Origin of the sequence: Ruegeria sp. HKCCSA071 (assembly GCF_017872555.1) — a bacterium.
Taxonomy (GTDB): domain Bacteria; phylum Pseudomonadota; class Alphaproteobacteria; order Rhodobacterales; family Rhodobacteraceae; genus Ruegeria.
This window is the reverse complement of the sequence record NZ_JAEDOX010000002.1, coordinates 258962-281902: the sequence shown is the minus strand read 5'-3', so window position 1 is coordinate 281902 and position 22941 is coordinate 258962. Positions and strand designations below refer to the sequence as shown.

The window sequence follows — 22941 nt, the reverse complement described above, 5'->3', positions numbered from 1 at the left end:
CCGCCCTTATCCGCAGGTCAGCCGCTGGATGATCCCGTCGCCATTCACGTACACGTTCAACCGGTCGATGCGGTAATCCTGTGTGGCGATTCCATCCGGGCCCAGCACGCGCGACCGCGCCGGCAGGTTTGCCTGAATGTTCGAAACCGGCTGGCCAACGGTATCGGAAAAATCCTCTCCCTGACAAAAGGCCAGATCGACCGGGGCAGGTTCCGGCGGCAGCAAAGCGTCTTCGGGCGCGGGTGGAGTCTCAGCGCAGGCCGCCAGAAAGATCAGGATCGGGAAAAATCGGTGCATTGGCGTTCCTCATTCTGGCAATGTCGTTTCTGCAATATCAATTAATTAGCCAACCTGCCATGAAAGCACGGTTGAAAACACCCTGTAATTGACGCAGGGTCGGGGCAAAAGTGACAGGGAGAAAAGTAGCATGCGTACCCGTGCCGCCGTCGCCATTCAGGCAGGCAAACCTTTGGAAGTGATGGATGTGAACCTCGAAGGCCCCAAGGCGGGCGAGGTTCTGGTCGAGATCAAGGCCACCGGTATCTGTCATACCGACGAATTCACCCTGTCGGGTGCCGACCCCGAAGGCCTGTTCCCGGCCATTCTGGGCCATGAAGGCGCAGGCGTCGTGGTCGAAGTGGGTCCGGGTGTAACCAGCCTGAAACCGGGCGATCATGTGATCCCACTTTACACCCCCGAATGCCGCGAGTGTGAATACTGTCTGCACCCCAAGACCAACCTGTGTCAGGCGATCCGGGAAACCCAGGGCAAGGGTCTGATGCCCGATGGCACCTCTCGTTTCTCGACCTTGGATGGCGATCCGATCTTGCATTACATGGGCTGCTCGACCTTCTCGAACCACACGGTTCTGCCTGAAATCGCGCTGGCCAAGGTGCGCGAGGACGCGCCGTTCGACAAGATCTGCTATATCGGCTGTGGTGTCACGACCGGTATCGGCGCGGTCATCAACACCGCCAAGGTGGAAATCGGCAGCCGCGCAATCGTTTTTGGTCTGGGCGGTATCGGCCTGAACGTCATTCAGGGCCTGCGTCTGGCTGGAGCAGACCAGATCGTCGGCGTCGACCTGAACCCCTCCAAGGTGGAAATGGCCACCAGGTTCGGCATGACCGACTTCGTGAACCCGTCCGAGGTTGAAGGCGATCTGGTGCCGTATCTCGTCAACCTGACCAGGGGCGGTGCGGATTATACGTTTGACGCCACAGGCAATGTCGGCGTGATGCGCGCAGCACTTGAATCAGCGCATAAGGGCTGGGGCGAATCCATCATCATCGGCGTGGCACCTGCTGGGGCCGAAATCTCGACCCGGCCATTCCAGCTGGTTACCGGTCGTTCATGGCGCGGTACCGCGTTCGGCGGCGCGCGTGGGCGCACGGATGTGCCCAAGATCGTCGACTGGTACATGGAAGGCAAAATCGAGATCGACCCGATGATCACCCACACCATGGGTCTGGACGACATCAACCACGGCTTTGACCTGATGCATAAGGGCGAAAGTATCCGTTCGGTGGTGATTTACTAAGAGTAAACACCAAAGTTGTCGAAAACGGCGCGCTGATCGGCGCGCCGTTTTTTATACCTACTTTCCAGGCCGTGTTGCCCCTGTGTCTGCCCGGGGTGAACGAACCCGCAGAACCGGGGTGTTGACCGAGGTGGTGTTGGCCCGGCTTTCTCGCCAAACAACATAGACACCGGATGCGATGATGATACTGGCACCGACGGCGACCCAGATGTCAGGGCGCTCGTCGAAGAAGATCATGCCAAACAGCGTCGCCCAGATGATCTGGCTGTACTGGCTGGGGGCGACGACACCGGCGGGCGCGGCGCGGTAGGCCAGAATGATCAGGTGTTGGGCGATGACGGAAAACACCCCAACCAGTGCCATCATCGCCAGATGCAGCAGGGACGGCGGCTGATATACAGCCGGTTGGGCAAGGCTCATCACAACGATAGCCAGCAACATCGGATAGAGGATCAGCACGGCCGAGCGCTCCTCATTCCCGATCTTGCGCACCAGGACCGAGGCAAAGGCGCTGCAGAAGGCGGCCATCAGGGCGGCCATGTGGCCCAGTGTGATATCCGTTGCACCGGGGCGCAGAACGATCAGGACACCGATCAGGCCGACACCAACCGCAGCCCAGCGCTGAACGCGGACCACTTCACCCAGTATCGGGATCGACAGCACCGTGACGATCAGCGGGAATGAGAACAGCAGGGAATAGACCTCGGCCAGTGGCAGAACCGAAAACGCGTAAAACGCGCAGGACATAGCCGTTACCATCAGGCCCGAGCGCAGCAAAACCAGCCATGGATGATGCGGCAGAAAGTTTCCCGTCGTGCGGTCGGCCAGGATCGTGACGGCCATTGGAACGAACGAAAACAGCGTGGCGAAAAAGATGATCTGCATCACTGAATAGGTGCCGCCCAGCACCTTGATCAGCGCGTCGTGGCTGGCAAAGACGGCAAAGCCAAGAAATGCATAGCCAAGCCCCCGCAGGGTGTTGTTTTGTGCGCTCATCGATCCGGCCTCGGCCTATGTTGGTATGGTGACGATACATCATAGCAGCGCAGGCAGGGTTCCCGGCTGTCCTTGTGCTGATTAACCCTATTCTGAGGGCGCGAATAGTCCTTATTTTACCGCTAACATCGCATGGCCGCCATGATCTGGGATCATCGCAGGAGCGGCGGCGCGTCTTTGGGCTGTCGCGCGGATTGGACACCTGCCTTCATGCCGACACCGATGCGGCGGGCCAAGGCGACCCACGGGGTGGCCGTTTCAGCGGGCAGCGTTCGGGTGGCAACCTCTTCGAACAGATCCAGCCAATGGGCAAAAAATTCCGGTTTCACATCGGGCCGTTCGATATGGACCCGTTGCGGATTGCCGTCATAGCAGCGCTCATACAGGATGGCATTGCGCCAGAAGGCGGCGATCTTGTCCTCATGCGCGGGCCAGTCGGTGACGTGGTTTGCGAATACGGGCCCAAGAACCGCGTCTTGCCGGATACGGGCATAAAAGGCGCGAACTTGCGCGTTGATCTGCTCGGGCGTCGCGGGAAAGCGCGGGGGAAGGATGGGTCTGGTCATGACGGCCTGAATTTCGACTCTGTTTTTGGCAGATAGGGTGTTCCGGCGTTACGGAACAGAGGTGGTTTTGTCGCGCCCATCCGGTGTCAGCAGATGCCGCAGCAGGGCCACCGGGTGCGCCCGCAGGCTGAGGCGGGTGGCGACGTAATCTTCGACCACCTGCTCGCCCAGCGCCATCTGTGGCAGGTAAGCCTTGGGTTCATCCAGCGCCTCGCCCTCCAAGTCCTGCGAGAACAGTGGCAGAGGTTTGGCGGTGGCAATTGCCTTGGCTTGCCACAGCGCCTCGCGCCGGGTCAGATCGCAAGCGGCGAAGGCATCAGCCTCGGCCAGCCGTTCGATCACCGATGGCCCAAGGCCTGCGCGGCGCCAGACATCGTCGACCTGGGTGTAGCCGTTGCCGCGTGCGGCGGTCAGCCAACTGGCGTCCTCTTCGCTAAGCCCCTTGATCTGGCGAAAGCCCAGCCGCAGCGCCAGCCCGCCATGGCCGTCGGGCTCCATCACGTTGTCCCAGAAGCTGGCATTGATGCAGACCGGGCGCACCTGAACGCCATGTTCGCGCGCATCCCGCACGATTTGCGCTGGCGCGTAGAACCCCATCGGCTGCGAGTTCAGCAGGGCGCAGGCGAAGATGCCCGGATGGTGGCATTTGATCCAGGCCGAGGCATAGACCAGCAGCGCAAAACTGGCCGCGTGGCTTTCGGGGAAGCCATAAGACCCGAACCCTTCGATCTGCGAAAAACAGCGCTCGGCGAAGTCATCCTCATACCCGTTGCGTTTCATCCCGCGCAAAAAGAGCGCGCGGAATTCGCTGACATTGCCATGTTTCTTGAAGGTTGCCAGCGAGCGGCGCAGCCGATCGGCCTGTTCCGGGGTGAACCCCGCGCCGACAATGGCGATCTGCATTGCCTGTTCCTGAAACAGCGGTACGCCTAGCGTTTTGCCCAATACCTCACCCAGCGCGTCCGAGGGGAAGCTGACCTCCTCCTCTCCGTTCCGGCGGCGGATATAGGGGTGGACCATGTCGCCCTGAATGGGGCCGGGGCGGATGATGGCAACCTCGATCACCAGATCATAGAAATTACGCGGCCGCATCCGCGGCAGGAAGTTCATCTGTGCACGTGATTCCACCTGAAACACGCCGATGCTGTCCGCCTTGCAGAGCATGTCATAGACCACCGGATCCTCGGGCGGCAGGGTGGCAAGGGTGTAGCTGGTCTGATGATGCTGGCCGATCAGGTCAAACGCCTTGCGGATGCAGGTGAGCATCCCGAGGCTGAGGACATCGACCTTGAGGATGCCAAGGCTGTCGATATCGTCCTTGTCCCAGCAGATGACCGTGCGGCCCTCCATCGTGGCGTTTTCGATGGGGACAAGCTCATCCAGCCGGCCCTCGGTGATGATAAATCCTCCCACATGCTGCGAGAGGTGGCGGGGAAAGCCGTCGATCTCATAAACCAGCATTAGAGTCTGTTTCAGGCGTCGATCTTCGGGGTCGAGGCCAATTTCGCGCATCCGTTGCGCCTCAAGCCCCGAGGCCGAGAAAAAACCCCAAAGCTGTGAGGAAAGCGCCGAGATCGTATCTTCGGTCAGGCCCATGGCGCGTCCAACCTCGCGGATGGCGCGTTTGCCGCGGTAATGGACCACCGTGGCGCAGAGGCCCGCGCGTTCGCGGCCATAGCGGTCATAGATGTGCTGGATCACCTCCTCGCGGCGTTCATGTTCGAAATCGACATCTATGTCTGGCGGTTCATCGCGCGCCTCGGAGACGAAGCGTTCAAACACCATGGTGCCCATCTCGGGGCTGACCTCGGTGATGCCGAGACAGAAACAGACGACCGAGTTGGCAGCCGAGCCGCGCCCCTGGCAGAGGATGCTGCGCGAACGGGCAAAATGGACGATATCGCGGACGGTCAGGAAGTAGGGTTCGTATTTCAGCTTGCCGATCAGCGTCAGCTCATGCGCCAGCATCTTTTTGGCTTTCTCGGACGCCCCGGCGGGATAGCGCCATTTCAACCCCTCATGCGCCAGACGGTGCAGGCGCTGGGTCGGGGTTTCTTGCGCGCTGCCCTCGCTGGGGTATTCATAGCGCAGCTCGTCCAGCGAGAATGTGAGTTGTTCACTGAGTTCATGGGCGCGGGCAACGGCCCCCTCATGACCTTTGAAGATGCGTAGCATCTCGGCCTCGGAGCGCAGGCGCTGTTCACCATTGGCCAAAGCGTCCCGGCCCAATGCGTCCACCTTGCGGCGCAGGCGGATGGCGGTCAGCACATCGCCCAGTTTGCGGCGGGTGCCGTGGTGCATCATCGGTGTCGCACTGGCGAGCGTGAGGATGCCAAGCTGTTTTGCCTCAGTCTCTAATAAAGAGAAAAACGCGCTATCGGCGCCATCATACCGGGGGTGCATCAACAGATACATCCGCCCGGCAAAGCGGCGCGTCAGCTGCTGCGCCTGTGTCCGCCACGCGCCCGCGCCGCCCGGAGAGCCCGCCGCCTGTGGCCACAGCAGCAGGTGGAGGTCATCGGAAAATTCGAGCAGGTCAGACAGGTGCAGGATGCAGTCGCCCTTCTCGGCGCGCAGACGGCCTTTGGAGAGGATGCGGCACAGGTTGGCCCAGCCCTGCCGGTTCAGGGGCAGGGCGGTGACCATGGGCGCATCGGTGAAGATCAGCCGCGCCGCCGGGATCAGGCGGGGAACCGCGTGGATGGGATAGGAGGGCGGCTTGGGGATGTGATCGGGGCAGGGTGGCCCGATTGAGGTATTCTGCTCCTCCCACGCCAGCCGTTCGCGGACCTTGCGGGCGATCTCGCACGCCTGAGTGTGGGCGCGGACGATCCCGGCGACCGAGTTGTCATCAGAAATCGCAATGGCGGGCAAGCCCAGGGTGACGGCACGCTCCATATACTCCTCGGGGTGCGAGGCCCCGGTGAGGAAGGTAAAATTCGACGTGATCGACAGCTCGGCATACATGGCGATTCCACATTATATTCACGTTTTGTTCTTTTTCGAGTCCTTTGCGCAGGAAACGGGTCGATTGGGTCCGGTCAGGTGGGCATGGTCGGCAAAAAGGAGATCCGAGATGTTCAAAATCACTGCTTTGCCCACCAACGATGTACGCGCCCTACAGGCGGGTGGCCCGGATGCATATGGTTCAACGCCGGAACGCGCTGTGTCGACGGGTGCAGGTAACCCGTGCCGCCACTGCCTGCGACATATCCCCGAGGGCGATGAGATGCTGATACTGGCACATCGGCCTTTTTCAGAGACACATCCCTATGCAGAAACCGGCCCGATCTTTCTGTGTGCAACACCATGCGAGCGATACGAGGAAGACGCGCTGCCCGAAATTCTGATCACCTCGCCCGACTATCTGATCAAGGGCTACGGTGCGGATGACAGGATCGTCTATGGCACCGGGGCGGTCACACCGACGGACAGGATCGGCGCAAAAGTCAGGGAAATCCTTTCCCGATCCGACGTCGCCTATATTCACGTGCGGTCTGCGCGGAATAACTGCTATCAGGCGCGAATAGACCGCGCCTAAAGCTTGACCCGGTGGATGCCCCGGCGTGGCTGATCCTTATCATCCGCTGGGTGATCCTCGGTACGGGACGAGGTCAGGGCAAGGAATACATCCTCAAGATCGGCCTCTTCCGTGCGGACGTCGCGGATGCGGATATTCGCGGCGCGCACCGATTCCAGAACCTGCTCGGCACTGGTCTGAATGTTTCGGTATTGCAGGACAAGGCTGCCATCATCGCGGAGAGCTGCCTCGACGCCTTCTGACACAGGCAGATCAATGATCGGGCTGTCGGGCACAATCACCATGGTGCGGCTGTCCATGCGGCCCAGCAAGTTGGCCGTGCTGTCCTGCGCGACCTTTTCACCGTGGTTGATAATGGCGATCTCGTCGCACATCTCCTGCGCTTCTTCCAAGTAGTGGGTGGTCAGGATGATGGTCATGCCCCGTTCGTTCAGCTTGCGCACATTGGCCCAGAGCATCTGGCGCAGTTCGATATCCACACCTGCTGTGGGCTCATCAAGCACAAGGATTTTCGGGTGATGCACCAGTGCCTTGGCCAGCAGCAACCGCCGCCGCATCCCACCCGAAAGAGTGCGGGCATAGGCCTCGGCCTTGTCACTGAGACCGACCAGTTCAAGAATCTGATCACTGCGCCGTTCGGACTTCGGAACGCCATAGAGACCGGCCTGAACCTCAAGCGCGCCGCGCGGGGTGAAAAACGGGTCGAGGTTGAGCTCTTGTGGCATCACACCAATGGCCGATCGCGACTGGCGTGGATTCTGATCCTGATCGAAGCCCCAGATCGCCACGCGACCCGCCGACTTCACCACCAGACCAGCTAGGATATTGATCAGGGTCGATTTTCCGGCACCGTTCGGACCCAGCAGACCAAAAACCGAGCCGCGCGGGACGGTCAGGTTAATGCCTTTCAGCGCATGCTTTTCGGGCTGACCCTTGCCACCGCGATAGGTTTTGCGCAGCCCTTCGATCCTGATTGCCGCGTCGCACATGTGGCACTTGCCCCCGGTTTGATCATCGCCCATAAACGCACCTAATACATGCCCGCGTGGCCGACAACCGAAGAAGGATCGCCAGCCGTGACCATCGAAGCGCCGGAAACAAAGATCGTCGAAACCGCCCGTGTTGCCTGTGACGGCGGCGAAGGTGCGTTGGGCCATCCGCGCGTGTGGCTGCAAATTCCAGAAGACGCAGGCTGGGTCGAATGCCCCTATTGCGACTGCAAATATGTTCTGAAAGGCACAGAGCGAAGCTGATTGCTGGCCTAGTTGGGTTTCGCCCAAATCTCGCCGTGTTTTTTTATGGTAATGCACGTGGCAAGCAACGTAGGCGAGCGTGATGAGCGATATTACATCCAATGATTCCGCCAACCCGATTTTTGGTTGGGTTGGCTTTTGCATAGCGTCTTTGGCATTGTTTGCTGCCTTGTTTGTCTTCTGGGCTGGTCCATTTGCCCCAAACCAGTCCTCGGGCGTGTCGCTGGGTGAACTGGCAGCTGAAATCGGCAAATCTACTCTGCGCGCGGCCGCAGGGATGGAGCAGCCTGAGCCCGTTGCGCGCGCGCGCGATCTGGATGATTTCCTGCAGATCGGTGTTGCCATGCTAGGTGGGCTGGCGGTTATTCTGTCGGTTGTTGGCATCCTGCGTCACGAAAGGCGGCGCCCTGCCATTGCTGGGATTGCTGTTGGCATCGGCGCAATTTTGTTCCAGTTCTTTGCCTTCGCGTTTTTTGCCTTCCTCGGTGTGTTGATCATTATGGCGCTGCTGAACAGTTTCTCGGACGTTTTCAGCGGCCTCTTCGGCGGTTAGTCCAAGTTCAAGACTGGTCACCCGCGCGACCCTGTGGCAGAACCATCCCTGACCGATAGGGAGCGCGCGCATGAGCATTTTCGGAAAAGGGTGTCACCTGCATCTGATCGACGGATCGGCCTTTATTTTCAGGGCCTATCACGCGTTGCCACCGTTGACCCGCAAGTCGGATGGTCTGCCAATTGGGGCTGTTTCGGGCTTTTGCAACATGTTGCAGAAATATGTCGAGGGAAACACCGGGCCAGATGCGCCGACCCATGTGGCGGTGATCTTTGATAAAGGCTCGCATACCTTCCGCAATGACCTTTATGACCTCTATAAAGCCAACCGTGAAGCGATGCCCGAGGATCTGCGCCCACAGATGCCGCTGACCCGCGAGGCGACAAAAGCGTTCAACATCGCCTGCAAGGAGATGGAGGGCTATGAGGCTGACGACATTATCGCGACCCTCGCTGTTCAGGCGCGAGATGCGGGTGGCCGTGTGACCATCGTGAGTTCCGACAAGGACTTGATGCAGTTGGTCGGGGACGGCGTCGAAATGCTGGATGCGATGAAGAACAAACGCATTGACCGGGATGGCGTGGTCGAGAAGTTCGGGGTTGGACCGGAACGTGTGGTCGATGTTCAGGCGTTGGCAGGTGATAGCGTCGACAATGTTCCTGGCGCGCCGGGGATCGGGATCAAGACGGCGGCTTTGCTGATCAACGAATTCGGCGACCTGGAGACCCTGCTGGACCGGGCAGATGAGATCAAGCAGCCCAAACGCCGCCAGACCCTGATCGAAATGCGAGACCAGATCGAGCTTTCGAAGAAACTGGTTCAACTGGACGAGAATACTCCGCTGGATTTCACCTTGGACGACCTTGAGGTGAGGGACCCCGATGCAGACACGCTGTTGGCGTTTCTGGCCGAGATGGAGTTCCGTACCCTCACCAAGCGCATCGCTGACAAGCTGGGGGTTGAGGCTCCGGTGATCACCGACGCGCCTGCGCCAGCGGCGGCAGAGGTCGAGGCCGAGGTGATCCCGTTTGACAGTTCGAAATACGAATGCGTACGTGATGCAGCGGCCCTGCAAAAGTGGATTGACCAGGCCTATGAGCGTGGTTGGGTGGCTGTAGACACAGAGACCACGGGCCTGAACGAGATGATTGCCGGTCTGGTGGGTATTTCGCTGTGCGTCGAGGCCGGAGAAGCCTGTTACATCCCGTTGACCCACCGCGATGGATCAGCGGACGATCTGTTTGGATCGGATGCTTTGGCCGATGGGCAGATGCAATTGGATGAAGCCCTGATGCTTTTGAAACCGATGCTCGAGGATCCGTCGGTCCTCAAGATCGGGCAGAACATGAAATATGATGCCAAGATCTTCAGGCGACACGGCATCGACGTGGCACCCATCGACGATACGATGCTGATGTCCTACGCCATGCATGGCGGTGAACATGGGCATGGGATGGACACCCTGTCCGAGCGTTATCTGAGCCACACACCAATCCCGATCAAACCACTGCTGGGGTCGGGAAAATCGGCAATCACCTTCGACAAGGTTGCGATTGACGAGGCCACGGCCTATGCCGCTGAAGATGCGGACATCACCCTGCGTTTGTGGCAGCTGTTCAAACCGCAATTGCACCGGGCACAGGTGACCACCGTCTATGAGACGCTGGAACGGCCGCTGGTCCCGGTACTGGCCGGGATGGAGATGCATGGAATCAAGGTCGACCGTGATGTCCTGAGCCGGATGTCCAATGCATTTGCCCAGAAAATGGCCGGTTTAGAGGCTGAAATTCACGAGTTGGCCGGGGGAAGCTTTAATGTCGGATCGCCTGCTCAACTGGGCGAAATCCTGTTCGACAAGATGGGTCTGGAAGGCGGGAAAAAAGGCAAGACCGGGAAATACTCAACCGGGGCTGATATTCTGGAAGACCTCGCAACCGAGCATGAACTGCCGCGCCGTGTGCTGGACTGGCGGCAGCTGAGCAAGCTGAAATCGACCTATACCGACGCGCTACAGACCCATATCAACCCCGACACAGGCCGGGTACATACGTCATATTCGATCACCGGAGCGAACACGGGGCGTCTGGCTTCGACCGATCCCAACCTGCAAAACATTCCGGTGCGCACAGAAGAAGGGCGGCGTATTCGTGAGGCTTTCATCGCCGAGCCGGGCAATGTCTTGGTAAGTCTAGACTACAGCCAGATTGAGTTGCGCATTCTGGCCCATATTGCTGATATTTCGGCTCTGAAACAGGCGTTTTCTGATGGTTTGGATATTCACGCCATGACCGCGTCCGAGATGTTCGACGTGCCGTTGGATGAGATGACACCTGATATCCGCCGTCAGGCAAAGGCAATCAACTTCGGCGTGATCTACGGCATCTCGGGCTTTGGTCTGGCCCGGAACCTGCGTATCCCACGGGCCGAGGCGCAGGGCTTTATTGATCGTTATTTCGAACGTTTCCCAGGCATTCGCCGCTATATGGACGACACAGTCGAATTTGCGAAAGAGCACGGCTATGTGCAAACCCTATTCGGGCGCAAGATTCACACGCCCGAGATCAATGCCAAAGGGCCACATGCAGGGTTCTCGCGCCGCGCGGCGATCAATGCGCCAATTCAAGGTACGGCGGCGGATGTGATCCGGCGCGCGATGGTGCGAATGCCGGACGCGATCGCCGGATTACCTGCCAGGATGCTGTTGCAGGTTCACGATGAGTTGCTGTTCGAAGTGGCCGAAGACGCGGTGGATCAGGTGGTCGACGTGGCCCGTGACGTGATGGAGGACGCCTCGAATCCTGCGGTCAAGCTGGATGTGAAGCTGGTCGTGGATGCCGGGAAGGGGGCGAACTGGGCCGAGGCGCACTAACGGCGTTGTTCATCAGTCCTCGGCGGTCTGTCCTTGCAGCGGGTCAGCCCTGCGGCCCGACCATGCGGTTCACCATTCGTTGCACAGATGGGCCAAACAGCAGGATTACGGTGAAGGCGATGGGCCAGCAAAAAGCCCAGGACGCCATCCAGTCGCCAACTGTGCCGGGGTTAAACCCAATTGCTTTGACCGTCGCAATCCCCGTTACAATCAAGGACATGAGGCCGGACATGATCAGGCTGAAAACGGCACGGGCATAGCGGGCTGGTATCATGGCGGGCATCCTAATGGTCGCAATGCCCCTGATGTGCGGTATTTGAATGAAAATTACCAGTGCAAGTCCCGCATCCAGTCAAGTGTGTCGCAGGTGCGTTGAGTTGAGGGTGTGTATTCCGCGCTAACCCAGCCGCCATAACCTGCCGCGTCCATGGCCGAGAACAAGCCTTTGAAATCCGTTGGGCCACGACCCGGTTCCATGCGATCCGGGGCTGCGCCGATTTGGGCATGGACCACCTGCGGATGAAAGCGATCCCAGACAGCCAGCGCGTCGCCATGGATCATATGGGCGTGAAAGCTGTCATATTGCAGGCCGACATTCGGGCGATCCACCTGGTTGAGCACCTCTGCTGCCAGATCGTAATCGTTCAAAAAATATCCGGGCTGTGAAACCGGGTTGAGCGGCTCGATGGTGAATTGTTGCTGTGGGGCGAAATCGGCGGCCCATTGCAGATTTTGCACAAAACAGTTCAATGCATCCGGCCCGGTGGTGTATCCGGACATGATGTGGATCAGGCCGGGGCGTAGCACCCCCGCATATCGCAGGACACGGCGAATGTCCGACTGGAACCGCGATTGACCATCGGGGATCGCTGCGTAACCCGGCGCACCCCCGGTGTAGTTGGGCGGTGGCGCGTTGATCAACACAAGCTCCAACCCGTTGGCAATCAAGGCGCGGCGGGTTTCCGTCGCGGCGATGTCGTAAGGAAACAAAACCTCGACCGCGGTAAACCCGGCATCTGCCGCCGCCTGAAACCGATCCAGGTAAGGCATTTCCGTAAACAGAAGCGAAAGGTTGGCAGCAAATCTGGGCATGAGCGGTCAGTGGTTGTGGTGATCCGACCATACCCAAGGGATGATTTTCGGGGAAGGGATCGAAAACGACAGATTGTCGAAAATCGACCAGATCGCCTGCACCGAATCAGCAAAGGTCCGCTCAGCGCGGCTCGTCATTACGGGTGCCGCATTAACAAAAGGTCCGAATCCAATGGCGATGAGCCCGGAACCCGTACGCGGGGCAACTACCGTTTTGTCTGGTGGCCAAAACCCAGCGCTGTCAGGGAATGGGTTGGCCGTTGCCTCCATGATCACCTGGGCAGCGGGTTTCCCCGCGGCAGAAGTGTTGCTGCAAACCTGGCCTCCCGTTGCATTGCTGACTGCGCGCCTGGTGCTGGCGGTTGCCGTTCTGATACCGGTCTGGATTCTGCTGGACGGTCCAAGCAGAGTGTTGCGCGCCAGATGGGGCCGGGCGATGGTTGTCGGCGGCTTTGGTTTCGGCTTTGCTATGTTTCTGCTGATCGTGGCGCAGAAAATGACGGACCCGGTGACAGTCGCGATCATTGCATCCTGCGCGCCCTTGCTTGCAACGGTACTGGAGTTGGTGGCTGGAACCCGACGGCTGAAATGGACCTTTGCGTTGGGTGTTCTGGTGTCGGTTCTGGGTGGGCTGATTGCAACCAGCGCCGCCGCGCCCGAACAGCTGGGGCTGGGCGCGGTTCTGGCGATCCTTGCAACGGGCCTGTTTTGTTGGGGTAGCATGGCCACCGCGCGCGACTTCCCCGAGCTTAGTCAGATCGGGCGCTGTACGATTACCTTCGTCGGTGGGTTGCTCATGGCCGCGGTGCTGAGTTTTGGGGCGGCCCAGCTGGGCATGGATGTGCTGCCAACCGCCGCCATTGATGGGCAGCAATGGGGGATGCTTGGGATCTATGCCTTGATATCACTAGGGCTCAGCCAGGTGTTGTTCATCTCGGCCGTGGGCAAGCTGGGTGTGGCGCTGGCTTCGTTTCACATCAATATCGCCCCGTTTTACGTGATGCTGATCATGCTGATGCTGGGGGAAGACTGGAATTGGACCCGTGCGCTGGGCGCGGGCGTGGTTGCTTTGGCCGTCGTGCTGGCCCAGGATCGCGCATCTCGGTCAGCCAAGATCTGCTGAAGGGATGAGCGGGAAGAACTGTCCACCTGACCAGACACCAAACCAGCCCTCATGGTGGCTGCCAATCTCGACAAGGCGATAGAAGCTTTTGCGGTCTATGCGGGCTTCGAGGTTCGTGCGGATCAATATGTAGGGTGACGGTTCTTCTGTTGCGGGATCAATAACAACCCGGATCGGATGAGCGGGCCCTGCAACAGCGATGCCGTCCACTTGTGTGCGAAAGGTCAGGTTCTGCGTCTGACCTTCGCCGGTTTGCTCGAAATCCACGGCGATGAACGGCGCGTCCTCGACAGTGATTCCCACCTTTTCAACCGGAGTAACCAGATAATATTTCCCGTCTTCTTTCTTAAGAATTGAGGAAAAAAGCTTCACAAGCTCGAACCGATTGATGGGCGAGCCTAAATAACTCCATGTACCATCTTTTGCGACACGAATGTCCAGATCGCCACAAAACGGGGGATTCCACAGGTGAACGGGCGGTAAACCTCGGGTTTTGGCGGCTTTAACCGATGCGGCCAATCCGTCGGGCGAGGGTTTCACAGGTTTTTGTCCGCTCATTGCTTTTGCCATTTCCTCTCAGCGCGATACACTTCAATCATATTCGTCCACGGAAGGGAAAGTCATGAACGAACCTGCCGACCTCGTAGCCGAGATCGAAGCGCTGGAAAACAAGCTGCAAGAGGCCAAGGCCTCGATCACCCGCCGCTTCATCGGGCAGGAAAGGGTCGTGGACCTGACCCTGACCGCGCTTTTGTGCGGTGGTCATGCCCTTCTGATCGGTCTGCCGGGCTTGGGCAAGACACGGTTGGTCGAGACGTTGTCGACCGTGATGGGCCTGCATGGCAATCGCATTCAGTTTACGCCCGACCTGATGCCAGCCGATATTCTTGGATCTGAGGTGTTGGATACGGCCGATGATGGCAGCCGCCATTTCCGTTTCATTCCAGGCCCGATCTTCTGTCAGCTGCTGATGGCGGATGAAATCAACCGGGCAAGCCCGCGAACGCAATCTGCGCTGCTGCAGGCGATGCAGGAACGCACGGTAACAGTGGCCGGTGAGGACCGTTCCCTTGGTGTGCCATTCCATGTTCTGGCCACGCAAAACCCGATCGAACAGGAAGGCACCTATCCGCTGCCCGAAGCGCAGCTGGACCGGTTTCTTGTACAGATCGATGTAGAATACCCCGATCGCCAGACCGAGCGGGATATTCTGCTGGCCACGACCGGTGTTGACGAAGACGAAGCACATCAGATTTTCAGCAAGGAAGAGTTGCTGGCTGCGCAGGTCCTGCTGCGTCGGATGCCGGTCGGGGACTCGGTTGTCGAACTGATCCTTGATCTGGTGCGGGCCTTCCGCCCAGAAGAAGCGGGTGTATCCGAACGGGTTGCTGAAACCGTCGCGTGGGGTCCTGGGCCACGCGCTGCACAGGCGCTGATGATGACGGTTCGGGCACGTGCGATGTTGCAGGGACGTCTGGCACCCAATGCCGAGGATGTGCTGGATATGGCGCGCCCGGTGCTCAGCCACCGGATGGCGCTCAACTTTGCGGCACGGGCACGCGGCGACAGTCTGGCTGACCTGATCGACTCGACCGCTGTCGGGTTGATCCGGACCGAGGCGGCAGCGTGAATGCCGCGCTGACCCTTCGCGAAAGATCCGAGGCCGAAGCATCGCGGCTGCCGCCCCTTTTGGCGCGGGCCGAGCATCTGGCAGGCACCGTTCTGCTGGGAGACCATGGTCGGCGACGCTCTGGCATGGGGGATGATTTCTGGCAATACCGCCCCGCGCAGATCGGGGACAGCCGCCGGATGATCGACCACCGCCGTTCGGCGCGTGGAGATCAGCAATATGTGCGGGAACGCGAATGGCAGATCGCGCAATCGGTAATGCTTTGGGTCGATCAGGGGGCGTCGATGCGGTTTGCGTCCGACAAATCTTTGCCGACCAAGGCAGATCGCGCCCGGCTTTTGGGACTGGCAACGTCCATCCTGCTGGTCCGCGGTGGAGAGCGTGTTGGCCTGACAGGCACGACCTTGCCACCCCGGCGTGGCAATGCGCAGATCATCCGGCTGGCGCAAGCCTGGTCTGAAGATGATCAATCGGATTACGCTCCGCCTGAACATCGCGCCATGATCCCGCATGCCCGTGCTGTATTCATTTCGGATTTTCTTGGTCCAATGGATGAAGTTGAACTGGCCCTGACCAAAGCGGCCGACCGTGGTGTTCGCGGCGTAATCCTTCAGGTGCTGGACCCGGGCGAAGAGACATTTCCTTATCGTGGGCGTACGATTTTCGAAAGCGTTGGAGGGTCCGTCCGGCACGAAACGCTCAAGGCGGCAGAGCTGCGGGACCGTTATCTGCAACGCCTCGCCCACCGCAAGGATGCGCTGACGCAGCTTTGCCGGGCGACTGGCTGGCAGATGGGCCTGCATCACACGGGCGATAGCGCACAAGCGGCTCTGTTGTGGATATATCGTGCGCTGGACGGGGGAACGCGATGACGGTTCTGGCGGGCATCGGCTTTACCGCTCCATGGGTGCTGCTGGGTCTTCTGACCCTGCCGATCCTGTGGCTGATCCTGCGCGCGGTGCCGCCGGCGCCGATCCGCCGGATGTTCCCGGCGGTGACGTTGCTGTTGGGCCTGAAGGATGACGAAAGCGTTTCGGACCGCACGCCGTGGTGGCTGTTGCTGCTGCGGATGCTGGCAGCTGCGGCGGTGATCATAGGTCTGGCCGGTCCGGTTCTGAACCCGTCGCGGGATGAGATCGGGTCCGGGCCGCTGCTGATGGTGCTGGACGCCAGTTGGGCTGGCGCGACCCGATGGCCCGCCACGCTGGATCAGATCGATGCGCAACTGACCGAGGCTGGTCGCGCGGGACGCACGGTGGCTATCCTGCGCCTGACCGAACCGGAAACACCCGTTTTTCAGGCGGCCGAGGCATGGCGGGGACATTTGCCGGGACTGATGCCCAACCCATGGCAGCCAACCGAACCTCAGATCGCGCAGACCATTGCAGCGCTAAATTCGATTGATGGCGGGTTTGATACCCATTGGTTCAGTGACCGGCTGGATTATGCAGATCATGCGGCGCTGGTCTCCAGCTTGCAGGCTCGTGGCGATGTGGTGGTGTATCAGGCGGCGTCCCGGCCCATGGCGATCCTGCCAGCAGCTTATCAGGACGGGCTGATCCAGTTGACAGTTCAGCGCGCGGGCCCCGGACCCGAGGAGCGTGTGACAGTATTGGCACAAGGGCGCGACCCGGCAGGAACCGCCCGGGTGCTGCATTCTGTGGAACTGGCCCTTGAAGCCGGGAACGCCTCGGCGCAGGCCGATCTGGCGCTGCCATCCGAACTCCGCGCGCGGATCACGCGGTTCGAAATCCAGGGCCAAAGGTCTGCCGGGGCCGTGACCCTGACCGACGACAGCCTGCGTCGGCGCGAGGTCGCGCTGATTGCCGGGAGTTTGAACCGCGAAGGTCTGGAGCTGCTGTCCCCGCTGCATTATCTGACGCAGGTCCTGAACCCTACGGCGGATTTCGTCGATGGTGGCCTGACTGAGGTTCTGCCCGCCAATCCGGATGTCATTGTTCTGTCAGATGTGGCCCAGATGTCGGAACCTGAAAAGGCGGACCTGATTGAATGGGTCGAACAGGGCGGTTTGTTGCTGCGCTTTGCCGGCCCGCGTATGGCGGCCAGCGATCTTGGGCGTGACACCGAAGACAGCCTGCTGCCTGCACGGCTGCGCAGCGGTGGGCGATCTGTCGGCGGCGCGATGAGCTGGGGTGAGGCCAAGACCTTGGCACCATTCCCCGAAACCTCGCCTTTTTATGGATTGGACATCCCTGATGACGTCGTCGTTTCCACTCAGGTCATGGCACAACCAGACCCAAATTTGGCGGATCGCGTGATTGCCTCGCTGTCTGACGGCACGCCTTTGGTAACACGTAAGGCTTTGGGGTTGGGGCAGGTGGTGCTGTTCCACGTAACCGCAGATGCGGAATGGTCCAGTCTGCCGCTGTCGGGCCTGTTTGTCGAAATGCTGGATCGTCTGGCCGTGGCCTCGGCTGCTAAGTCCCGGCAAGAGGCCCAGTTGCTGGGAACAATATGGGAGCCGGTACAAATCATGGACGGGTTTGGCACCTTGTCAGATGCCGGAACCCTGGCCGGTGTCGACGGGGTTGAACTGATATCGGGCCAGATCGGGCCGGAACTGCGTCCGGGGCTTTATGAAAGCGGCAAGCAGAAGCTGGCGTTGAACGTCGTCTCGGAAGAAACCCAGCTGCGTCCCGTTGTCTGGCCCGCGAATATGCCGATCAAAGGGCAGGAGGTCAGTACGGAAACGCCGCTCGGTGGCCTGTTGCTCAGCCTTGCGCTGATTTTGCTGACAGTCGATGTTATTGCATCGCTTGCTTTGTCGGGCAGGTTGGGTCTGGCCCGGACGACGGCCGCCGCGCTGGCTGCCTTTCTGCTGGTACCCGAAGGTCACGCGCAAACGCCTGAGGACACCGAGTTTGCATTGGCTGCGACCCACGAACTGGTATTGGCGCATGTCCTGACTGGCGACGCTCAGGTAGATGATATTGCACAAGCCGGGTTGCGGGGACTTGTTCAAACCCTATTCTATCGCACATCGGTTGAACCGGCAGACCCCATTGGTGTTGATCTGGAACGGGATGAACTGGCTTTCTTTCCGCTGCTTTATTGGCCGATCTCAGCAAGCCAGTCGCAACCTTCGGCCGAGGCTTATGTCAAGCTAAACGCCTATCTGCGGTCCGGGGGGATGATCCTGTTTGACACGCGTGACGCGGATATTGCCGGTTTCGGTGCCTCCAGCCCAAATGGCCGCAAACTGCAACAACTGGCCGGACCGCTGAATATACCTGCATTAGAGCCGATTCCGCGCGATCATGTTCTGACACGCACGTTCTACCTGTTACAGGATTTTCCGGGCCGATATTCAGGCACCGAGGTTTGGGTTGAAGCCGCGCCGCTGGATGCAGAACAGATCGACGGGATGCCTTTCCGCAATCTGAACGACAATGTGACGCCGGTGGTCATCGGCGGCAATGACTGGGCCGGTGCCTGGGCGGTGGATCGCAACGGGCAGGCCCTGTTGCCCGTCGGGCGCGGTTATGCCGGGGAACGGCAACGCGAGTTGGCCAATCGTTTTGGTGTCAATCTGGTGATGCATGTGCTGACGGGGAACTACAAATCCGATCAGGTTCACGTGCCCGCCCTTCTGGACAGGTTGGGACAATGACAGGAACCGTCATCTTCGATCCGCTGATCCCGTGGGCGATGCTGCTTGTCGTGGGTATGATTGCCGTGGCCGGAGTCGTTCTGGCTTTGTGGCGTGGATTGTCGGGATGGGCCTTGCGTGGGTTGGCGGCGCTGGTGATCATCGCTGCGCTGTCCGGCCCGGTCTATCAGATTGAAGATCGTGCACCGCTGACAGATATCGTTCTGATGTTCGAGGATGAAAGCGCCAGCCAGACGCTTTCAGATCGGGCGGAACAAACAGCAATGGCCGCAGATGACCTAGCCGCAGAGATCGAGGCACGCGACAATACAGAACTGCGCCGTATCCGGGTTGGCGATGGTGAAGGTGATGAGGGCACGCAGATCATGGCAGCCCTGAACGAAGCTCTGGCGGAAGAGCCGCGCGCGCGTATCGCCGGTATCCTCGTGGTGTCAGATGGGATCGTGCATGATGTCGATCAGGCCCCGGATCTGCCCGCGCCGATGCACCTGCTGCAAACAGGGCGGGAAAGCGACTGGGATCGCAGGCTTATTGTCCGAAACGCCCCGGCTTTCGCCATCATTGGTGAATCGGTGACCTTGACCCTGCGCGTCGAAGACAGCGGAGCTGCCCCCGCAGGTGCAACGTCTGCGCCGCTGGAAATATCGGTGGATGGGGGCGAGCCCGAGCAGTTCAGTATTCCAATCGGTCGCGATGTCGAACTGCCAGTCACATTGCCCCATGGCGGGCGCAACGTGATCCAGTTTTCCGTCCCTCAGGCCGAGGGCGAGTTGACCGATCGTAACAACACGGCCCTGATCCAGATGAACGGCGTAAGGGACCGCCTGCGCGTGCTGCTGGTCTCGGGCGAGCCGCATCCGGGTGGTCGCACGTGGCGCAACCTGTTGAAATCCGACAGTTCTGTTGATCTGGTGCATTTCACCATTCTGCGCCCGCCCGAGAAACAGGATGGTGTTCCGGTGGACGAGCTGTCGCTGATCGCCTTCCCGACTCGTGAGTTGTTTCTGGAAAAGATCAACGATTTCGACCTGATCATCTTTGACCGCTACAAGCGGCGCGGGATTCTGCCAGCAATCTATCTGGACAATGTCACAAGCTACATCAACGAAGGCGGCGCGGTCCTGATTGCTGCAGGGCCCGATTTTGCCGGCGCCGACAGCATCTTCCGCTCGCCTTTGGCACCAATTCTGCCTGCTCAGCCAACCGCACGGGTGATCGAGGAACGATATGTGCCTATGGTCAGTGATCTGGGGCATCGCCACCCGGTCACGACCAACCTTGGAGAGTCCGAGGATTGGGGGGCGTGGTTGCGTCAGATCGATGTGAAACATCGCTCGGGTGACGTGCTGATGACCGGGGTCGAGGATCGTCCGCTGCTTGTTTTGAACCGTGTCGGCGAAGGGCGCGTTGCGATGCTTGCGTCTGACCATGCCTGGCTTTGGAGCCGTGGCTTCGAAGGTGGGGGCCCGCAGCTGGAGCTGTTGCGCAGGCTGGCCCATTGGATGATGAAAGAACCGGAACTGGAAGAAGAAGCGTTGTGGGCCGAGGCCAACGGTCAGTCCATGCGCATCATTCGTCAGACGCTCGGGACAGAAGTTGGCCCGGTAACTGTCACCTTGCCGAATGGCGAGACGTTGGAGATTACTTTCAAAGAGGTTTCTCCGGGCCGGTTCGAGGCGCAGTTTTACGGCCCCGAGATTGGCCTTTATCGTTTGCAGGAAGGCGACCACATGGCAGTGATCGGCCTTGGACCTGCTGCACCGAAGGAGTTCGAGCGTACCATCGCGACAGGTGATGTCCTTGAACCGGTGCTGGCCGGGTTGCGGGGCGGTGTGATCCAACTGGAAGATGGGCTGCCGTCGATCCGCACCGCGCGCGCCGGACGCCCTGCCGCCGGCCGGGGCTGGATCGGTTTGACCCCACGCAACGCGTATGAGACGCGGGATGTCACGCAGGCCGGGTTGCTGCCGCCCTGGCTTGTCTTGCTGCTGGCTGGGGGCTTTCTGCTGGGCGGTTGGCTACGGGAAGGGCGGCGTTAACGCTGGCCCGTTGCTGTTCTTTAACGGGAACCGGGCGCGCTCTGGTCGATCCGGAACGAGGCTCGGTCGGATTGGCCCTGTGCGTCCACCACAACAAGCGAGGTAAATCCGGGTCCGGGATTGGGAATTTCGAATTCTCGCTGCCGTTGCCCGGTCAAAACGGGCACGCCGTTGGTCAGAACGGAAAACGGCCCGACACCACCGCGTAGTTTCACTGTCAGAGGGCTCCCGAAAGTCTCTAACACAGCGTTTTCTGGTGGAAACAACAGATCAGGTGCGGTTTGGTCCGTTTCGAAAGCCGCCGCGCGGGGCCGGAAATGTTGCAACGGTTGCGGCAATTGCGCCGCGCCAACCAACAGTGTTGATGGCGGCGGTGGGCGCAAGGGCGTGAGTTCGGGTTTCAACAGGCCAAAAGCCTCGGTCAAAAGCGGCGCGGCAACGTCCCCTCCGAATGCGCCGGGAACAGGTGTGCCATCCGCACGTCCCAGCCAGACCCCGATGACATGCTGCCCGTCAAAGCCAATGGCCCAGGCATCGCGGTGCCCATAAGAGGTTCCTGTTTTAAAGGCCAGCGTCCCTGAGGTGCTGCCCGAGGGTCCTGTGATCCCGGACAAGATATCCGCAATCTGCCATGCTGAGGTTTCGGACAAAACACGAGAGGTGAGCCGTGCATCAGCCAGGGTGTCATGGCGCAGGATCGGGCCTTGCCCACCAGCGGCCAGTGTCACGTAGATCTGTACAAGATCATGCAGGCTCAGACCGACGCCACCCAAGGATATTGCCAATCCGGGTGTACCACTGCTCAGGCGCGGTTCTGATCCTGCTGTCCGCAGTGCCGCCATCACGCGTGCGGGGCCCAGCTCGTGCGTCAGGCGCACGACAGGGGTATTCAGCGACAATTGCAGCGCGTCCCGAACCCTTACATCGCCCCGGAAAACGCCATCAAAGTTACGCGGGGCGTAACGCCCAAACATCACCGGGCTGTCGCTGATCAGGGTTTCCGGATGGGCCAGACCCTGATCGAATGCCAGCCCGTAAACCAGAGGCTTCAGCGTCGATCCGGGCGACCGCACGGCTTGCGTCATATCCACGAACCCTTGTCGCGCATCCCGATACCCGGCTGACCCGACCGAGGCCAAAATCTTGCCGTCGCGATGATCTGCCACGATCAGGGCCCCGGACACGCGCGGCCCTACGCGCGCCGCGGCCCGAGCGACCAAAGTTTCCAACCGGGCTTGCACCCCTGCTTCCAGGGTCAGATCAAAAACACCGGTTGCAGGGGTTTGGACTTTCACACGGTCGGTCAGATGGGGTGCAAGGCGCGGAAACGGGATCATTCGATCAGGAATGGTTTCCATCAGGGCTGCGTGCATCTCAGCCTTGGTCAACACGCCGTGGCGCTCCAACCTGCCCAAAATCCGATCTCGGGCAATTTGGGCTGCCTTGGGTCTGCGATCCGGGCGTCGCGCCTCCGGGGATTGCGGCAAAGCGACCAGCAGGGCCGCCTGTGCGGCGGTCAACCGGGTTGCTTCCTTGCCGAACCACGCGCGGGCACCGGCTCGGATACCTTCCAGATTGCCGCCATAGGGGGCATGGGTCAGGTAGAGGTTCAGGATCTGTGTCTTGCTCAGCTGCCGCTCCAACGCCAATGCGACCCTAATCTGGCGAAATTTGCCACTCCAATGCCCGGTCGATCCATCTTCGATCAGCCGCGCGACCTGCATGGTCAGGGTTGACCCGCCTGAAACAGCGCGCCCGTTCCAAAGGCTTTGCCCGGCTGCGCGCAGCAACGCGACAGGGTCCACGCCCGCGTGGGTCCAGAAACGTTTATCTTCGTACCGGACCAGCATGGCGGTGTAATTGGGATCGACCGCGCCGGGTTGCAGCCTCCAGATGCCATTTGCAACCGGAAACACGCGCAGGAGGTCACCGTTACGATCCCGCATCTCGACCGAAGTTTCAGTCAGAACGGGCGGCAGCACCGTGGCGTCGACCCAGCGGTCAGCACCATCCCGCGCCAACGCCGCCAGATAGAGAGCACCGGCCAACGCAAATAACAGGCGCGGCAACCTAGGCATGAGAGCCGCCCAAACAGGGATTTGAACGAT

The 22941-nt window shown here is 60.1% G+C and carries 20 protein-coding genes; 10 read left to right on the top strand and 10 right to left on the bottom strand.

The window, feature by feature from the left end; translation table 11 throughout:
* Positions 1-6: 6 nt before the first annotated feature.
* On the bottom strand, positions 7-297 hold the full coding sequence (locus I9188_RS09335; RefSeq protein ID WP_209505205.1) for an I78 family peptidase inhibitor: 291 nt from the start codon (positions 295-297) through the stop codon (positions 7-9).
* Between the two features lie 130 nt (positions 298-427).
* Between I9188_RS09335 and I9188_RS09330 the strand changes: the two genes are divergently transcribed.
* Positions 428-1540, top strand: coding sequence for an S-(hydroxymethyl)glutathione dehydrogenase/class III alcohol dehydrogenase (locus tag I9188_RS09330; RefSeq protein ID WP_209505204.1), 1113 nt, complete (start codon positions 428-430; stop codon positions 1538-1540).
* Positions 1541-1597: 57 nt separating this feature from the next.
* Here the strand turns inward: I9188_RS09330 and I9188_RS09325 are convergent, their stop codons facing one another.
* The 3 genes from I9188_RS09325 to I9188_RS09315 form a co-directional block, all read right to left on the bottom strand.
* Positions 1598-2536: a DMT family transporter gene (locus I9188_RS09325; RefSeq protein ID WP_209505203.1), complete on the bottom strand. Its 939-nt coding sequence runs from the start codon at positions 2534-2536 to the stop codon at positions 1598-1600.
* 152 nt (positions 2537-2688) lie between these two features.
* Entirely contained in the window at positions 2689-3102 is a 414-nt protein-coding gene (locus I9188_RS09320; protein ID WP_209505202.1) for a group III truncated hemoglobin, read from the bottom strand.
* Positions 3103-3150: 48 nt separating this feature from the next.
* Positions 3151-6069, bottom strand: a complete 2919-nt coding sequence (locus I9188_RS09315) for an error-prone DNA polymerase (protein WP_209599602.1) — start codon at positions 6067-6069, stop codon at positions 3151-3153.
* A gap of 109 nt (positions 6070-6178) precedes the next feature.
* Between I9188_RS09315 and I9188_RS09310 the strand changes: the two genes are divergently transcribed.
* Positions 6179-6643, top strand: a complete 465-nt coding sequence (locus I9188_RS09310; RefSeq protein WP_209505200.1) for a DUF1203 domain-containing protein — start codon at positions 6179-6181, stop codon at positions 6641-6643.
* Here I9188_RS09310 and I9188_RS09305 read toward each other — a convergent pair.
* On the bottom strand, positions 6640-7632 hold the full coding sequence (locus tag I9188_RS09305) for an ABC transporter ATP-binding protein (RefSeq protein WP_209505281.1): 993 nt from the start codon (positions 7630-7632) through the stop codon (positions 6640-6642). The genes I9188_RS09310 and I9188_RS09305 overlap by 4 nt on opposite strands.
* An 87-nt stretch (positions 7633-7719) precedes the next feature.
* On the opposite strand from I9188_RS09305, the gene I9188_RS09300 reads away from it, so the two are divergent.
* The 3 genes from I9188_RS09300 (at position 7720) to polA (ending at position 11318) form a co-directional block, all read left to right on the top strand.
* Positions 7720-7896 (top strand): zinc-finger domain-containing protein, encoded by a 177-nt coding sequence (locus I9188_RS09300; RefSeq protein WP_209505279.1) that lies wholly within the window; start codon positions 7720-7722, stop codon positions 7894-7896.
* A gap of 82 nt (positions 7897-7978) precedes the next feature.
* Positions 7979-8449, top strand: coding sequence for a hypothetical protein (locus I9188_RS09295; protein ID WP_209505199.1), 471 nt, complete (start codon positions 7979-7981; stop codon positions 8447-8449).
* A 70-nt stretch (positions 8450-8519) separates the two neighbouring features.
* Positions 8520-11318: a DNA polymerase I gene (polA, locus tag I9188_RS09290; RefSeq protein WP_209505198.1), complete on the top strand. Its 2799-nt coding sequence runs from the start codon at positions 8520-8522 to the stop codon at positions 11316-11318.
* Between the two features lie 43 nt (positions 11319-11361).
* Here the strand turns inward: polA and I9188_RS09285 are convergent, their stop codons facing one another.
* Genes I9188_RS09285 through I9188_RS20380 form a run of 3 tightly spaced genes read right to left on the bottom strand, consistent with a single transcriptional unit; the run spans position 11362 to position 12548 of the window.
* The gene (locus I9188_RS09285; RefSeq protein WP_209505197.1) at positions 11362-11592 is read right to left on the bottom strand and encodes a DUF2798 domain-containing protein; all 231 of its coding nucleotides are present in this window, start codon (positions 11590-11592) and stop codon (positions 11362-11364) included.
* 53 nt (positions 11593-11645) lie between these two features.
* Complete coding sequence (locus tag I9188_RS09280) at positions 11646-12410, bottom strand: TIM barrel protein (RefSeq protein WP_209505196.1); 765 nt, start codon at positions 12408-12410, stop codon at positions 11646-11648.
* A 6-nt stretch (positions 12411-12416) separates the two neighbouring features.
* The gene (locus I9188_RS20380; RefSeq protein WP_280922385.1) at positions 12417-12548 is read right to left on the bottom strand and encodes a hypothetical protein; all 132 of its coding nucleotides are present in this window, start codon (positions 12546-12548) and stop codon (positions 12417-12419) included.
* Positions 12549-12678: 130 nt separating this feature from the next.
* Here I9188_RS20380 and I9188_RS09275 point away from each other — a divergent pair, with 130 nt between their 5' ends.
* Positions 12679-13533, top strand: a complete 855-nt coding sequence (locus I9188_RS09275; protein WP_245220511.1) for a DMT family transporter — start codon at positions 12679-12681, stop codon at positions 13531-13533.
* Here the strand turns inward: I9188_RS09275 and I9188_RS09270 are convergent.
* Positions 13516-14091 carry a DUF1285 domain-containing protein gene (locus tag I9188_RS09270; RefSeq protein WP_209505194.1) on the bottom strand — a complete coding sequence of 192 codons (576 nt, stop codon included), beginning with the start codon at positions 14089-14091 and terminating at the stop codon, positions 13516-13518. The two genes, I9188_RS09275 and I9188_RS09270, sit on opposite strands and share 18 nt — an antisense overlap.
* 64 nt (positions 14092-14155) lie before the next feature.
* Between I9188_RS09270 and I9188_RS09265 the strand changes: the two genes are divergently transcribed.
* The 4 genes from I9188_RS09265 to I9188_RS09250 are packed head-to-tail and all read left to right on the top strand — an operon-like array spanning position 14156 to position 20833.
* A complete protein-coding gene (locus I9188_RS09265; RefSeq protein ID WP_209505193.1) occupies positions 14156-15163 on the top strand; it encodes a MoxR family ATPase in 1008 nt (335 codons plus the stop codon).
* The gene (locus I9188_RS09260) at positions 15160-16035 is read left to right on the top strand and encodes a DUF58 domain-containing protein (protein WP_209505192.1); all 876 of its coding nucleotides are present in this window, start codon (positions 15160-15162) and stop codon (positions 16033-16035) included. Before I9188_RS09265 ends, I9188_RS09260 begins: the two co-directional genes overlap by 4 nt.
* On the top strand, positions 16032-18794 hold the full coding sequence (locus I9188_RS09255; RefSeq protein WP_209505191.1) for a DUF4159 domain-containing protein: 2763 nt from the start codon (positions 16032-16034) through the stop codon (positions 18792-18794). Before I9188_RS09260 ends, I9188_RS09255 begins: the two co-directional genes overlap by 4 nt.
* Entirely contained in the window at positions 18791-20833 is a 2043-nt protein-coding gene (locus I9188_RS09250) for a hypothetical protein (RefSeq protein ID WP_209505190.1), read from the top strand. Before I9188_RS09255 ends, I9188_RS09250 begins: the two co-directional genes overlap by 4 nt.
* 20 nt (positions 20834-20853) lie before the next feature.
* On the opposite strand, the gene pbpC is transcribed toward I9188_RS09250, so the two are convergent.
* Positions 20854-22911, bottom strand: a complete 2058-nt coding sequence (gene pbpC / locus I9188_RS09245) for a penicillin-binding protein 1C (RefSeq protein WP_209505189.1) — start codon at positions 22909-22911, stop codon at positions 20854-20856.
* Between the last annotated feature and the right edge of the window lie 30 nt (positions 22912-22941).